At 54.5% G+C, this 13,946-nt stretch carries 11 protein-coding genes; 3 read left to right on the forward strand and 8 right to left on the reverse strand.

From position 1 onward, the window contains the following. Nucleotides 1-18 precede the first annotated feature (18 nt). Complete coding sequence (locus Q3V30_RS10515) at nt 19-3,180, forward strand: efflux RND transporter permease subunit (RefSeq protein ID WP_306205379.1); 3,162 nt, start codon at nt 19-21, stop codon at nt 3,178-3,180. Nucleotides 3,181-3,395: 215 nt separating this feature from the next. Here Q3V30_RS10515 and Q3V30_RS10520 read toward each other — a convergent pair whose 3' ends face one another. The 4 genes from Q3V30_RS10520 to Q3V30_RS10535 form a co-directional block, all read right to left on the reverse strand. Next, entirely contained in the window at nt 3,396-3,878 is a 483-nt protein-coding gene (locus Q3V30_RS10520) for an RrF2 family transcriptional regulator (protein WP_306205381.1), read from the reverse strand. A 183-nt stretch (nt 3,879-4,061) separates the two neighbouring features. Continuing rightward, nucleotides 4,062-4,676: a glutathione S-transferase family protein gene (locus Q3V30_RS10525; RefSeq protein ID WP_306205384.1), complete on the reverse strand. Its 615-nt coding sequence runs from the start codon at nt 4,674-4,676 to the stop codon at nt 4,062-4,064. 50 nt (nt 4,677-4,726) lie between these two features. Continuing rightward, nucleotides 4,727-5,593 (reverse strand): NAD(P)-dependent oxidoreductase, encoded by an 867-nt coding sequence (locus Q3V30_RS10530; protein WP_306205386.1) that lies wholly within the window; start codon nt 5,591-5,593, stop codon nt 4,727-4,729. Nucleotides 5,594-5,749: 156 nt separating this feature from the next. Then, nucleotides 5,750-6,637 (reverse strand): helix-turn-helix transcriptional regulator, encoded by an 888-nt coding sequence (locus Q3V30_RS10535; RefSeq protein WP_306205388.1) that lies wholly within the window; start codon nt 6,635-6,637, stop codon nt 5,750-5,752. Nucleotides 6,638-6,753: 116 nt separating this feature from the next. Here Q3V30_RS10535 and Q3V30_RS10540 point away from each other — a divergent pair, with 116 nt between their 5' ends. Together Q3V30_RS10540 and Q3V30_RS10545 are read left to right on the forward strand one after the other, a co-directional pair. Further along, on the forward strand, nt 6,754-8,175 hold the full coding sequence (locus Q3V30_RS10540) for an MFS transporter (protein ID WP_306205389.1): 1,422 nt from the start codon (nt 6,754-6,756) through the stop codon (nt 8,173-8,175). Between the two features lie 381 nt (nt 8,176-8,556). After that, nucleotides 8,557-9,744, forward strand: a complete 1,188-nt coding sequence (locus Q3V30_RS10545) for a sugar transporter (RefSeq protein WP_306205391.1) — start codon at nt 8,557-8,559, stop codon at nt 9,742-9,744. A gap of 70 nt (nt 9,745-9,814) precedes the next feature. Here the strand turns inward: Q3V30_RS10545 and rhaM are convergent, their stop codons facing one another. Genes rhaM through rhaB form a run of 4 tightly spaced genes read right to left on the reverse strand, consistent with a single transcriptional unit; the run spans nt 9,815 to nt 13,696 of the window. Then, complete coding sequence (gene rhaM / locus Q3V30_RS10550; protein ID WP_306205393.1) at nt 9,815-10,129, reverse strand: L-rhamnose mutarotase; 315 nt, start codon at nt 10,127-10,129, stop codon at nt 9,815-9,817. Next, a complete protein-coding gene (gene rhaD / locus Q3V30_RS10555; RefSeq protein ID WP_306205395.1) occupies nt 10,119-10,961 on the reverse strand; it encodes a rhamnulose-1-phosphate aldolase in 843 nt (280 codons plus the stop codon). The genes rhaM and rhaD overlap by 11 nt, the downstream gene beginning before the upstream one ends. A 9-nt stretch (nt 10,962-10,970) precedes the next feature. Further along, complete coding sequence (locus Q3V30_RS10560; protein WP_306205397.1) at nt 10,971-12,227, reverse strand: L-rhamnose isomerase; 1,257 nt, start codon at nt 12,225-12,227, stop codon at nt 10,971-10,973. Continuing rightward, nucleotides 12,224-13,696 (reverse strand): rhamnulokinase, encoded by a 1,473-nt coding sequence (gene rhaB / locus Q3V30_RS10565; RefSeq protein ID WP_306205399.1) that lies wholly within the window; start codon nt 13,694-13,696, stop codon nt 12,224-12,226. Before rhaB ends, Q3V30_RS10560 begins: the two co-directional genes overlap by 4 nt. Nucleotides 13,697-13,946: the final 250 nt, after the last annotated feature.

Below are 13,946 nucleotides of genomic sequence, written 5' to 3' on the forward strand. Positions count from 1 at the left end.
TAAGCTGCGGATACTGATATGGATTTTTCCAGATTTTTCATCGACCGACCGATATTTGCGGCCGTACTGTCGATTCTGATCTTTGTCTCCGGGCTGATTGCTATTCCGTTGCTGCCCATCAGCGAATACCCGGACGTGGTACCGCCGAGCGTGCAGGTGCGGGCAGAATATCCCGGCGCTAACCCGAAGGTTATTGCAGAAACCGTGGCGACGCCGCTGGAAGAGGCCATTAACGGCGTCGAGAACATGATGTACATGAAATCGATTGCCGGTTCCGATGGCGTGCTGGTGACCACCGTTACCTTCCGTCCGGGTACCGATCCGGATCAGGCGCAGGTTCAGGTGCAGAACCGCGTTGCGCAGGCTGAGGCTCGTCTCCCGGAAGATGTCCGTCGTCAGGGTGTCACCACGCAGAAGCAGTCTCCAACTATGACGCTGGTTGTGCATCTGGACTCCCCTTCAGGCCGTTATGATTCGCTCTACCTGCGAAACTATGCGCAGCTGAAGGTGAAGGATGAGCTGGCGCGTCTGCCGGGCGTGGGTCAAGTGCAGATATTTGGTGCCGGTGAGTACGCAATGCGTATCTGGCTGGATCCCACCAAAGTGGCCGCTCGTGGTATGACGGCTGGCGATGTGGTAACCGCCATTCAGGAGCAGAACGTCCAGGTCTCTGCCGGACAGTTGGGTGCAGAGCCAATGCCCAACAAGAGTGATTTCCTGCTGTCGATCAATGCTCAGGGCCGCCTGACCAGTGAAGATGAGTTTGGCAATATTATCCTTAAAAGCGGCGAAGATGGACAAATTGTCCGCCTGCGCGACGTGGCGCGTATTGAGATGGGCTCGGGAAGTTATGCGTTGCGTTCCCAGCTAAATAACAAAGATGCGGTTGGGATCGGTGTTTTCCAGGCACCTGGCGCGAACGCTATCGACCTTTCCAATGCCGTACGGGCGAAAATGGCCGAGCTGGCGACCCGCTTCCCCGATGGCGTGGAGTGGAAAGCGCCTTACGATCCCACCATTTTTGTGCGTGATTCCATCAGCTCCGTGCTGCATACGCTGCTGGAAGCGATCCTGCTGGTTGTGCTGGTTGTGATCCTGTTCCTGCAAACCTGGCGTGCTTCCGTTATTCCACTGCTGGCAGTGCCAGTATCGGTGGTGGGGACCTTCTCCGTGCTCTACCTGCTGGGCTTTTCGCTTAACACCTTAAGCCTGTTCGGGCTGGTGCTGGCGATAGGTATTGTGGTGGATGATGCGATCGTGGTGGTGGAAAACGTCGAACGCAATATTGAAGAGGGACTGGAACCGCGGGCTGCAGCGCATCAGGCGATGCGCGAGGTATCAGGTCCGATTATCGCTATCGCGCTGGTGCTTTGTGCGGTATTTGTGCCGATGGCCTTCCTCTCTGGCGTGACCGGTCAGTTCTACAAGCAGTTTGCCGTCACCATCGCTATTTCCACCGTGATTTCGGCCATTAACTCGCTGACGCTTTCCCCGGCGCTGGCGGCGTTGCTGCTGAAGTCGCACGGGGCGCCGAAAGACCGTCCTACACGGATTATCGATTCCCTGTTTGGCTGGCTGTTCCGTCCCTTTAACCGCTTCTTTAACAAAAATTCTGAGCGCTATCAGGGTGGCGTTTCGCGCATTCTTAAGCGTCGCGGAGCGGTATTTGGCGTCTATGTGCTGCTGTTGATTGGCGCCGGCGTGATGTTTAAAGCCGTTCCCGCCGGGTTTATTCCTACCCAGGATAAGCTCTACCTGATTGGTGGCGTGAAGATGCCGGAAGGATCATCGCTGGAGCGCACCGATAAAGTGATCCGGCAGATGAGCGATATTGCGCTGCATACTGAAGGCGTAGCCGATGCGGTGGCTTTCCCTGGCCTGAACGCGTTGCAGTTCACCAATACCCCTAATACCGGCACGGTGTTCTTTGCGCTGAAGCCGCTGGATCAGCGTACGCGTTCTGCGGCGGAAATTAATGCCGAGATCAACGCTAAACTGGCGACGATTCAGGAAGGGTTCACCTTCTCGATTATGCCGCCGCCGATTTTAGGGCTGGGCCAGGGGGCGGGCTATTCCCTCTATATTCAGGATCGTGCTGGTCTGGGGTATGGCGCACTACAGGAAGCCGCCAATGCGATGGCGGGCACCATTATGCAAACGCCTGGCTTACACTTCCCTATCTCCACCTATCAGGCGAACGTGCCACAGCTGGACGCACAGGTTGACCGCGATAAAGCCAAGGCGCAGGGCGTGGCGTTAACCGATCTGTTTGGCACTCTACAAACTTATCTGGGGTCGTCATACGTCAACGACTTCAACCGCTTTGGCCGGACCTGGAAAGTCTATGCGCAGGCTGACGGCCAGTTCCGTGACAGCATTGAAGATATCGCCAATTTACGTACCCGTAATGCGGCCGGAGAAATGGTACCCATTGGCAGCATGGTGCATATCGGCACCACCTATGGACCGGATCCGGTTATCCGCTACAACGGTTTCCCGGCGGCTGACCTGATTGGCGATGCCGATCCGCGCATCCTTTCCTCAGCGGAAGCGATGCAGGCGGTGCAAGGCATCGCTGACCAGATCCTGCCAAACGGCATGAACATCCAGTGGACTGACCTGAGCTATCAACAGTCAACGCAGGGCAACGCGGCGATCATCGTCTTCCCGGTGGCCGTCCTGCTGGCGTTCCTGGTGCTCGCAGCGCTTTATGAAAGCTGGACGCTGCCGCTGGCGGTGATCCTGATTGTGCCGATGACCATGCTCTCTGCGCTGTTTGGCGTCTGGCTGACCGGAGGCGATAACAACGTGTTTGTGCAGGTTGGACTGGTGGTGCTGATGGGGCTGGCCTGTAAGAATGCCATTCTGATTGTGGAGTTTGCCCGTGAGCTGGAGATGCAGGGCCGCACGATTGTGCAGGCCGCGCTGGAATCGTGCCGCCTGCGTCTGCGTCCGATTGTCATGACCTCTATCGCCTTTATCGCCGGAACCGTTCCGCTGATGCTGGGCCACGGCGCAGGTGCTGAAGTTCGTACCGTAACCGGGATCACCGTGTTTGCCGGGATGTTAGGCGTGACGCTGTTCGGACTGTTCCTGACCCCGGTGTTCTATGTTGCCCTGCGTAAGCTGGTGAAAAAAGAGGAACCTGTGGCAGAGAGCAAACCTGTTTTCGAGGGCTGAGACTAAAGGATCCCGAAGTTAACCGACGTAAAGGTTAAGGGCATCAAAACAATGGGAAGCGATTTGCTTCCCATTTTTGATCTCAGGCCTTGCCGTAATAGCCATCTCAGATAGTGGCTATAGCGCCCTGCTTAAGTCGCTGGACATGGCTGATTCAGGATCAAAAAAGGGCGGACAACTGTGCGTTGTCCGCCCTTTAATGGGGGTAAGCAGATTTACGTATCTGCTGCTTCACGGGCTAATAATGCCTCGCAGCTTCCTTCCGGATTACGGCGGTCACGCTCATAAATCTCGGTCAACGCATCCGCTACCGTGCGTCTGGCCAGCACGTCGAGCGAAGCCTGCTCTGCTTCACGCGCCAGCTCTTTAAAGAACCAGCAGGTATTGGCGCTAACCAGGCAGCGGGCCGGCACTTCCGGACGCCCTGCCAGCAGCGGCTTATCTTCCAGAACGGAGAGATAGATATCACACAATGTGATCTCTTCAGCCGGGCGACCCAGGCGAATAGTGCCGGTGCGACCTAGCGTGGAGACAATAATGCCATCGCGGGTCAGCGGCACCATCATCTTGCGGACAAAGCTGGGATTGGCCTCAAGGCCCATTGCCAGAATTTTGCTGGTGCTGCGTTTACCTTCACGCTCCGCCTGGGCTACGCTGAGCACCATGTGTAAGGCTGTAGGAAAACGAATATCAAGCATGTTCAGATCCTTGCTTTTAGCTGTGCATCACCGTTTGAGCGGCGGTCTTAAAAAGCATTAAAAATCAGTCAACTAATAAAAACAGTACCCGATTAATATAACAAATATTGTTGCTTTTTAGAAGGATCGGCTTAAGCGATTACTGCTATTCCCTTTATCATTATGAAAAATATGGGATTATGGTCAAAGGTCGTTGGCGGCTATGATGCGGCTGAGTTCCGCACGTTGGCGGACGTTATCCGCCATAGCGGCAATCTTTGGCGTATGTTGCTGAAACCAGGCCTTCCGGGGACGCCAGCAGACGATCACCGGAAGATAAGCATCTAACAGGCTGATGCGGTCGCCAAACCAGTAAGGTCCCTCTCCCGCCTGAGATTCAAGCCAGAGATAGAGCGACTCCCGATAACGGTCGGTGCTCTGCGCTAACTCTGCTGGCGCCTGCTTTACCCAGCGCTCAGGATAGTCGCCATAGGTGAGCGTCGCATAGACATTGGCAACCATCCAGACCAGCAGCCGATAAAATTCCTGCCGCTGCGGAGTGCCAGGGAGAGGAGCGAGCTGCGGGTTTTCATCGAGAAGGGTTAATGCGATAGCGGCGCTCTCTGTGAGCACGGTGCCATCTTCTCTCAGGAGGGTGGGAACCTGACAAAGTGGATTGATTTTTTTCAGTATTTCTCGTGACGGGCCTGGCTGGTCAAAACCTTCAACGTTGACGAACTGATAAGATTCACCAGACAGAGCGAACATGATTTCTACAATAGCCGAACCCCAGCCCGGCGCGCCATAGAGCTTTTGCATAGTTCCTCCTGAGGGAAAGGCCGGTCACTGACCGGCTATGTTTGCTTTGCTTACTTTTCACTCAGGTAACGATAGACCACAGAGAGATCTTTTTCGCCATATCCAGCATCAACCGCTTCCTGCCAGACATCAGAGATCAGATTCAGGCCGGGCAGTTCGCTTTTTTTAGCCGCCTCCAGCGCCAGGTTGACATCTTTCAACGCCCAGGTGAGATGCATTTGCGGGTCATATGTGCCCTCTTTAATCATCTCCAGCTTACCTTTTACATAGGGAACTGCCAGCGGTCCGCCCTCCAGTACTGACCAGAGATCGTCAGGGCTGAAACCAAATTCTTTAGCCATCTGCGTGCTTTCTGACAGGCCCTGAACCATAGAGATCAGCCAGGCGTTGACCACCAGTTTCATCCTGGAAGCTTTACCCGCTTCTCCCAGCCATTTGGTTCCTTTTGCAATAGCAGCAAAGACGGTTTCCGCATCAGCAGCACGCTCACGATCGCCACTGGCGAGGATCACAATCTGAGCATTTTCAGCAGGGGTTTTGGTGCCTGACACCGGTGCATCGAGGAACACGACATCGGGGCGGTGCTGCTGAAAAGAAGCGATCAATTTCTCTGTTGCTTCCACGCCGATGGTGCCCATCTGCACCACAATCGCGCCCTGTTTCAAAGCGCTTTGCGCTTCAGCCAACACCGTTTCGGTGGTTTCACCGTTTGCCAGCATCGCTATCACTACATCAGCCTGGCTGACCGCTTCTTCAGGGCTGTCGGCCAGCTTCAAACCGGCGCTTATTAAGTCCTTACCACGGGATTTGGTGCGGTTCCAGCCAGAGGTTGTAAAGCCATTTTTTACTAAATTAGCAGCAAAGGCATGGCCCATTGCGCCTAATCCCAATACAGCAACAGAGGGACGTTGAGTCATCTGATGTCATCCTTATGGTTAGCTAAAAGGGGCTGCTTTTCAGCAGTCTGAACCCTTCCAGGGTAGCGCAATATACTCAGCAACAGTTAACTGCAGCCGTGAAAAACTGCAGTGAATTGGTAAGAGGTTATGAATTCGTCACTAAGGCTTAAAGAATCAGCTCTCCGGTTTTAATGGTTCAGCGGAGACGTCAGCGCCGGTGATCTGGCTTAAAGCCTGGGCGCTGTTTTCATCCTCAGGAATATAAACCAGCAGCCTTTCGCCATTTCTTGGTGCGGAGAACCAGTTGTTCTGCCGCAGGGTTAATGCGCCTGCCTCAGGATGGAAAAAGCGTTTAACCTGATTTTCAAATTCACGAATTTCATACCGCTGCCAAATCTCACGAAACTCTTCAGAGCAGGAGAGCAGCCGATCAACCATGGTTTTCCAGTGAGGATCTTCAAGGTTATCGCCCATTTGCGCCCGGAACCTGCCCACCATATGCGGCATCACGCTCTCCCAGTCCAGCATGGAGTCCCGCCAGCCCTGGTGGGTAAACGCCAGCAGAATACAGTTACGATCTTCCACAGGGATAGCCTGTAAATCGACGTTGATCAGCTTCTGCCAGGCGGCATTGTAGCCAAGAATATCAAAGCGGGCGGATTGTATGACGGCGGGCAACGGGTATAACGCATCCAGCATAATCTGTCCCTGCGCGGAGATTCTGGCGCACACTTTCGCCGCTGCCTGTACCGGATACTGATGACCTGCCAGCGAAAAAAGATGACGGGACTCCGCTTCGTTACACTGTAACGCAAGCGCAATTGCCGTCAGGGTTTTAGTGGAAGCTTTAATCTCTCTGCCCTGCTCCAGCCATGTATACCAGGTGACCCCCACCTCTGCCATCTGAGCCACCTCCTCACGGCGCAAACCGGGCGTACGGCGGTTGCGCATGCGCGGCAGACCCAGGCGGTCGGGATCAAGACTCTCACGTCTGCGGCGTAAAAACGCGCCCAGTAGCAGACGATTATTCTCTTTGACGGGAACAGGAAGAATTTCAGGCATAACAGGGGCTCCGGACCAGACAGGTAGCATTTATACTATGATAAGTAAGCACTGGTACCCGTTTTAATAATCATTGATGCTATGCCTCATTCTCTCTTATGACAAGGCGTCACCTGATGAAAAACGGTGCCAATGTTCCATCCCTGGGTAGCGGTGGCCTGCTGGTTTTACTGGCAGGACAGCTGCTGCCAATGATCGATTTTTCCATTGTGAATGTGGCGCTGGATGCGATCTCCACGGCGCTGCACGCCTCGCCCATCCAGCTTGAACTTATTGTGGCAGTGTATGGCATAGCCTTTGCCGTCAGCCTGGCGATGGGTGGCCGGTTGGGTGACAACTATGGTCGCCGCCGGGTATTCACGCTGGGCGTGGTTCTGTTCGGTGTGGCCTCTCTGCTGTGCGGCGTCGCCGGTTCAGTCTGGCTGCTGCTTGTTGCGAGAGGATTGCAGGGGATAGGTGCTGCGCTTGTGGTGCCGCAAATTCTCGCCACGCTGCACGTTTGCCTGCATGGCCGACCGCATGCCAGAGCAATAGGCCTCTATGGCGGCATTGGCGGACTGGCGTTTATTATTGGTCAGGTGCTGGGCGGTTTCCTGATCGCCGCCAACCTCGGTGGCTATGGCTGGCGCAGCGTTTTCCTGATTAATATCCCTCTTTGCATAATGATTGTACTGCTGGCGGCAAAAACTATTCCGGAAACAAAAAAGGCAGAAAAGGTCTCTGTTGATCTCTCAGGGACCCTGTTGCTGGCCAGCGCCATTGGCTGCCTACTGCTGGCGCTGGCGCTGGGGCCGCTGCTGCACTGGTCATGGCCCTGTATCGTATTGCTTGTCGCTTTCCCACTGCTGCTTAAACAGCTATGGCGGATTGAGGTCAAACTTGAGCAGCAGCAAGGCGCCCCGCTGCTGCCACCAGGCCTGATGCGGTTAAACGGCGTCCGCTTTGGCCTCTCCATCGCCGTACTGTTTTTCTCCTGCTGGAGCGGATTTATGTTTGCGGTTGCGTTGACGCTGCAATCCGGTCTTGGCATGACGCCATTCCAGTCCGGTAACGCTTTTATTGCCCTGGGCGTGGCCTATTTCATCGGCTCGCTTTTTTCAACGCGCGTGGTGGAAAAGTTGGGCAGGCTGGCAACGCTGTTAACCGGCTGTGGGATCCAGATGACCGGACTTCTGGTGTTAATGTTCACCTTTAATAATAGCTGGCCGGACGTAGGTATCCTTGCGCTGATCCCCGCTACGGCACTGACCGGATTTGGGCAATCTTTTATCGTCAGCTGTTTTTATCGTATCGGGCTTGCCGATGTGCCCAAAGATCATGCGGGAGCCGGCAGCGCGATGCTTTCAACCGTACAGCAGGCGGCCTTTGGTCTTGGGCCAATGCTGCTGGGCTCGGTCTACAGCCAGGTGTTGCAACAGCATGGAAGTTATAAAGAGGCCATATTAATTACCCTGGCCGCAGAGTGGATGCTGATGTTATTGCTGGTCGTCAGATCGGTAATGACGCGTAAACGTCTGGCCGTTCAACCCGGCTGTTAACTGATCCTGTTTACTATTCGCTCATTTGATCTGCAGCGGCCTGTTCTGGCCGCTGTTTTTTTAGCGCGCCTGACGCAGGTCGTGCATAATGGCTGCCGTTAAGCATTTAACTTCCCGATTCCCTTATATTGCCTGGAACATTCATTAAAGCTGTCTATACTCATCAGCCGACAGGTTACCTTGTGAAAATGGGTTTATCTCAGCATAAATAACCGGTCAGGAAGCGGAAGAGGTGACGATAAACGATCTGTTTGTTCTGATTTACAAAAAAGAGCATTTTTTCGATTTCTTCTGACAGCTAAATAAAACACACTATACGCTCTTTGATCTGGATTCCGCCCGCGGTGGAATTAACTTTCTACCAACAAGTCGTTAACTCCCATGCAATCTATTAATACCGTTTCACGCAAAACGGCGTGGCTACGCGTTGTGATGTTAGCCATCGCTGCGTTTATATTTAACACCACTGAATTCGCTCCGGTAGGTCTGCTGTCAGACATAGCGGCAAGCTTCTCTATGCATACCGCCCAGGTTGGGCTGATGCTGACTATTTATGCCTGGGTTGTGGCGCTGCTCTCGCTGCCCATGATGCTGCTAACGCGTCAGGTCGAGCGACGGTTCCTGCTGATTGCGATCTTCACGTTGTTTGTCGCCAGTCACGTACTGTCGACTTTTGCATGGAGTTTCAATATCCTGGTACTCTCCCGTATCGGTATTGCGCTCTCCCATGCCATTTTCTGGTCCATTACGGCTTCACTGGCCATACGCGTTGCCCCTGCCGGTAAAAAAACACAGGCGTTGAGCATGCTCGCCACCGGCACCGCGCTGGCTATGGTGCTGGGTTTACCGATTGGGCGCCTGATTGGCCAGTATCTGGGCTGGAGAATAACCTTTGGCGTAATAGGCGGCGTGGCCCTGATCACCATGCTCTGTCTGGCGAAATTACTGCCTAAGCTGCCAAGTGAACACACCGGCTCTTTAAAAAGCGTGCCGATGTTATTCAAGCGCCCTGCTTTGGTTTCGCTCTATTTACTGATTGCGATAGTGGTAACAGCCCATTATACCGCCTACAGCTATATTGAACCCTTTATTCAGAGCGTGGCGGCAATGGGCGGTAATTTTACTACCTTCCTGCTGCTGATATTTGGCGCTGCCGGAATTGTAGGCAGTGTGCTCTTCAGCACGCTGGGCAATAAATTCCCGGCAACGTTTTTGTTGGGTACCATCGCCTTAATTACGCTCTGTATGCTCTCATTATATGTTGCCGTAACGCACAGCCTGGCTATTTCCACGCTCTGTATTATCTGGGGCATGTCGATGATGGTTATCGGCCTGGCCGTTCAGGTTCGCGTACTGGCGCTGGCACCTGACGCTACGGACGTAGCGATGTCGCTGCTTTCGGGAATTTATAACCTGGGTATTGGCGGCGGAGCGCTGCTGGGCAATCAGGTGAGTTTACACCTGGGTATGCAGAATATAGGTTATGCCGGTGGCGCTATCGGCCTGCTCTCTTTTGTATGGTGTGCCTGGAGCATGCGTCGTTATCCTCAGCTGCGGATCAATGGGTAAGCAGACAGACAGATAAAGTTACGATAAATCAGATCAAAAGGGGCTAAGCAATTAGCCCCTTTTTTAATCTCTATTCCAGGTAAAATACGGGGAGCAGTTCAGCAGTGACCGGACTGCTATCGGGATTGGATGGCATCAGCGAACTCATCGACTGCCACCAGCGCTGACAAACCTCCGTTTGTGCCACCGCATTCCATTGCGCCTCTGACTCAATCTCCACCACGGCAAACAGTAAGTTACGCGGCGCATCCAGAAAAATAGAGTAATGATGCGCACCATGTTCCTTCAGCGTCTGCGCCAGTTCCGGCCAGATGGGGTTATGCCGCTGCTGGTATTCCTGATGTTTGTCCGGATAAACCTGCATAACAAAAGCTTTACGCAACATGGGGATGTTTTGCCTCCAGCGCAGCCTGCCACGGTTTCACCCCAAAGCGTTCGCCCAGGGCAATCAGCTCCTGCGTGGTGATGCTCTGCTTCATGCCGCCCATTGAGAGAACTTTAACCACCACTTCAGATGACTTTTCAGCGGTATCGATCAGGCCAAACGTCTCGTCCAGCGTCGGCCCGGCGCCAAATATGCCGTGGAAAGGCCACATCACCAGGCTGTGTGAGGCCATCTGTTCAGCGGTTTTTTCACCAATCCCGTCGGTGCCCGGCACCATCCACGGCACAATCCCCACGCCATCGGGGAAGACTACCAGACACTCTGTGCTCCCTTCCCACAGCAGGCGGGTAAAGGAGGCGGAATCAAGATCGACCACATAGCTCAGGGACATAAAATTGGTGGCATGGCAGTGCATGATCACACGGTCGGCACCCTGCGTCGCCTGCATACGCACGCTGTGAGACTGAAAATGTGAGGCCAGTTCAGAGGTAGGCAGCCCACCGTTGCTTAACCCCCAGTAGATGCTGTAAGCCCGTCCATCCTCACTAACCCGTAGCAGCACCAGACTGTCAGCAGGATCAAGCTGAACGTTACGGAAAAACTTCCCTGAGCCTGTCACCAAAAACCAGCAGTTAGCGAGTGCCGGGGCCGGTTGGGTCAGCTCTACCGTGCGGGGTTGAAAGTAGAAGTCCTGGGCGAAAGGTTGTACCTCTTCATCCAGCAGGCGCAGGCTGACATTGCCACCGTTGCGCTCATCCCAGCCCTTTAACCACATATCACTAGTGGCTTTTACCATTCCCTGCACAAACCAGGCATTCAGAATATTTTGCATGTTACGTCCTTAACGTTTGCTGAGAACTTGTTGTTCATAATGACGGACATCGCCTAACCAGCCGGCTCCGGCCGGGACATCGTGACGCAGGCAGTAGGCTTCCCATACGGCCTGCCACGGCAGAGATTTCTGCTCTTCAAGCAGCGCCAGACGAGTGGTGTAGTCCCCTTCCAGCTCCAGCTTTTTCAACTGATCTACCGGTTCCAGCAGGGCGCGCAGTAGCGCCTTTTTCGCATTACGGGTGCCAATCACCCAGGCGGCGATACGGTTGATAGAGGCGTCAAAGAAGTCCAGACCAATATGCACCTTGTCAAAAAGCTTCTGACGAACGATTTCGTTGGCGATCGCCTGTGTTTCATCGTCCAGTATCACGACGTGATCGCTGTCCCAGCGAACCGGCCGGCTGACATGCAGCAGCAGTCGCGGGACGTAGAGCATCGCCGTGGAGATTTTGTCGGAAATCACTTCAGTTGGATGGAAATGCCCGGCATCCAGGGTCAGTGCAGTCTGGCGGCTGCTGGCGTAGCCCAGGCAAAACTCATTAGAGCCCACGGTATAGCTCTCTGCGCCGATGCCGAAGAGTTTGCTTTCCACTGCATCAATATGGTGGGCGGGGTTAAGCTTCTCCTGGATGATCTCATCCAGTGAGTTCATCAGACGCTGGCGTGGGCCGAAGCGATCAACGGTCTGATCTTTCATGCCATCCGGCACCCAGATATTCATGATTGATGGAGTACCGAGCGCTTCACCAAACGACGCGGAGATTTTGCGGCTCGCTTTACAGTGCTCAATCCAGAACTGGCGGATTTCCGGATTTGCATGGGCAAGGGTGAAACCATCCTCACTCAGCGGATGAGAGAAACAGGTAGGATTGAAATCCAGCCCCAACCCACTCTTTTTTGCCCACTCAACCCACTGGCTGAAGTGTGCCGGCTTGATCTCTGTCCGCTCAACGGGGACGTCGCTTTCCAGATAGATTGCGTGCAGGTTAAGGCGCTTCGGCCCGGGGATCAGCGCCATAGCCTGATCCAGATCGGCCCGCAGTTCTGCAGCCGTCCTCGCCTTTCCCGGGTAATTACCGGTGGCCTGAATACCCCCGGTCAGCGCACCCTGTGGGTTCTCAAATCCTTTAACATCATCCCCCTGCCAGCAGTGCATGGAAATGGGCAGCTTATCCAACTGCGCCATCGCAGCGTTGACGTCAATACCGATATCAGCAAAGCGCTGCTTAGCCAGCTCAAACGCCTGTTCGATTGCTCGGGTCATATACATAGCTCCTTAGCCTGGTGTGTCAGTGACTGAAAGCGCGGCCAATTGCGGCGGTACGCGTCACTGGCGTGAGGGGTATAGGTTTTTAAAGCGAAATTCTGTTTAATCAGCTGCCTGAAGTGCGCCACATCCCGAACCTCCCCGCTGGCTATCAGCTGGCTGCCAATATTACCCAGCGTGGAAGCCTCTACGGGACCCGCAATGACCGGAATACCGCAGGCATCAGCACAAAGCTGATTGAGTAAAGGGTTTTGGCAACCGCCGCCGACGATGTGCAGCCAGCTAAACGCCGCTCCACGCAGATCCTGTAACTCATGCAGGACCTGGCGATAAAAGAGCGCAAGGCTGTCAAATATGCAGCGGGCGAGCGCGGCAGGCGTTGAGGGTGCAGGCATTCCCTGCCCGACGCAGGCATCCTGGATCTCCCGCACCATATTGACCGGATTGATAAAACGCTCATCGTTAGGGTTGATCAGCGACCGACAGGCGGGCTGCTTTTCCGCCTCATCCACCAGCCCACATAAATCCTCTATGGAGAGCTCTTTGCAAACCCGCTGCAGCAGCCAGAGCCCCATGATATTTTTCAGTACGCGATAGCGCCCCTCAGCCCCGCCCTCATTGGTAATATTCAGCGCCAGCGCGGCGTCATTAGCAAAGGGTTCAGCACTTTCAAAGCCCATCAGTGACCAGGTTCCGGAGCTGAGCCAGGCAGCATTGGTTCCGGCTACCGGCGCAGCGAGCACGGCGCTTGCCGTATCATGGGTGGCAACGGCAATAACCGGTACCGCGTAACCTTTAGCGGTTATCCATTCCCCCACGCGATGACCCGGTTGCGTGGGATGACCAAACCAGCTTGCCTTTGCACCCGCCCACGCCAGCAGCGTTTCATCCCACTCCCCGCTGCGTATGTCCAGCAGCTGCGTGGTGGTTGCGTTGGTGTATTCCCAGTTCAGCTTGCCGGTCAGGCGGTAATGGAAGTAATCAGGGATCAACAGCGCATGCCCGACGTCAGCCAGCCAGTCGGGTTCTGCCTGCGTCATCGCGCGCAGCTGATAGAGCGTATTGAACGGCAGAAACTGAATCCCCGTGCGCTGATAGATGGACTCACGAGAGAGTTGCGCGCAGGCCTGCTGCATGATTCCCTGCGTGCGACCATCCCGATAGGCGACGGGCAAACCTAACCGGTTTCCCTGCTTGTCCAGCAGGACGTAATCTACGCCCCAGGTATCAATGCCGATGCTGTCCGGCACAACACCCTGTTCATCCAGCTTATTAAGCGAACTGAGAATAAAGTGTTCCAGCGCGTCTAAATCCCAGCACTGACGATCCCCGACGGTGATGAGTTGATTCACGCAGCGGGCAATCTCTTCCAGCTCCAGAGTGCCCCTATCACTGTTAAAACGTGCCAGCATTACGCGGCCGCTGGATGCTCCCAGGTCGATGGCTACACAATTTCGCATGCTCATAGCATTGGCTTCCTGTCAGTTCGATAGCCACAGTCTAAGAGTCTGAGGATCCTGCACCTTCCCCTAACTGCCAGCCGCCGTGCAGGCCTGGCAACAAGGCAAAGATGAACGTGAATCAGCTCACAAAATCGGTTATCGCTCCTGCCTGGTCCTGATGTGATACGCCGCGCAATTCTGCTATTCGCTCCCCCTGATCTTAAAAAATGAGCCCGATTGCCGCAAAATAGGGTCAGAAATTCAAGGTGCGGCC

It is taken from the genome of Erwinia pyri, from assembly GCF_030758455.1.
Lineage (GTDB): Bacteria > Pseudomonadota > Gammaproteobacteria > Enterobacterales > Enterobacteriaceae > Erwinia > Erwinia pyri.

Excerpts from the sequence above, each read along its gene's own strand:
- Q3V30_RS10525 (WP_306205384.1), bottom strand. The coding sequence starts at position 4,676 with ATGCAAAAGCTCTATGGCGCGCCGGGCTGGGGTTCGGCTATTGTAGAA.
- rhaB (WP_306205399.1), bottom strand. The coding sequence starts at position 13,696 with ATGAGCATGCGAAATTGTGTAGCCATCGACCTGGGAGCATCCAGCGGC.
- Q3V30_RS10515 (WP_306205379.1), top strand. The coding sequence starts at position 19 with ATGGATTTTTCCAGATTTTTCATCGACCGACCGATATTTGCGGCCGTA.
- Q3V30_RS10540 (WP_306205389.1), top strand. The coding sequence starts at position 6,754 with ATGAAAAACGGTGCCAATGTTCCATCCCTGGGTAGCGGTGGCCTGCTG.
- Q3V30_RS10520 (WP_306205381.1), bottom strand. The coding sequence starts at position 3,878 with ATGCTTGATATTCGTTTTCCTACAGCCTTACACATGGTGCTCAGCGTA.
- Q3V30_RS10535 (WP_306205388.1), bottom strand. The coding sequence starts at position 6,637 with ATGCCTGAAATTCTTCCTGTTCCCGTCAAAGAGAATAATCGTCTGCTA.
- Q3V30_RS10560 (WP_306205397.1), bottom strand. The coding sequence starts at position 12,227 with ATGACCCGAGCAATCGAACAGGCGTTTGAGCTGGCTAAGCAGCGCTTT.
- Q3V30_RS10530 (WP_306205386.1), bottom strand. The coding sequence starts at position 5,593 with ATGACTCAACGTCCCTCTGTTGCTGTATTGGGATTAGGCGCAATGGGC.
- rhaD (WP_306205395.1), bottom strand. The coding sequence starts at position 10,961 with ATGCAAAATATTCTGAATGCCTGGTTTGTGCAGGGAATGGTAAAAGCC.
- Q3V30_RS10545 (WP_306205391.1), top strand. The coding sequence starts at position 8,557 with ATGCAATCTATTAATACCGTTTCACGCAAAACGGCGTGGCTACGCGTT.
- rhaM (WP_306205393.1), bottom strand. The coding sequence starts at position 10,129 with ATGTTGCGTAAAGCTTTTGTTATGCAGGTTTATCCGGACAAACATCAG.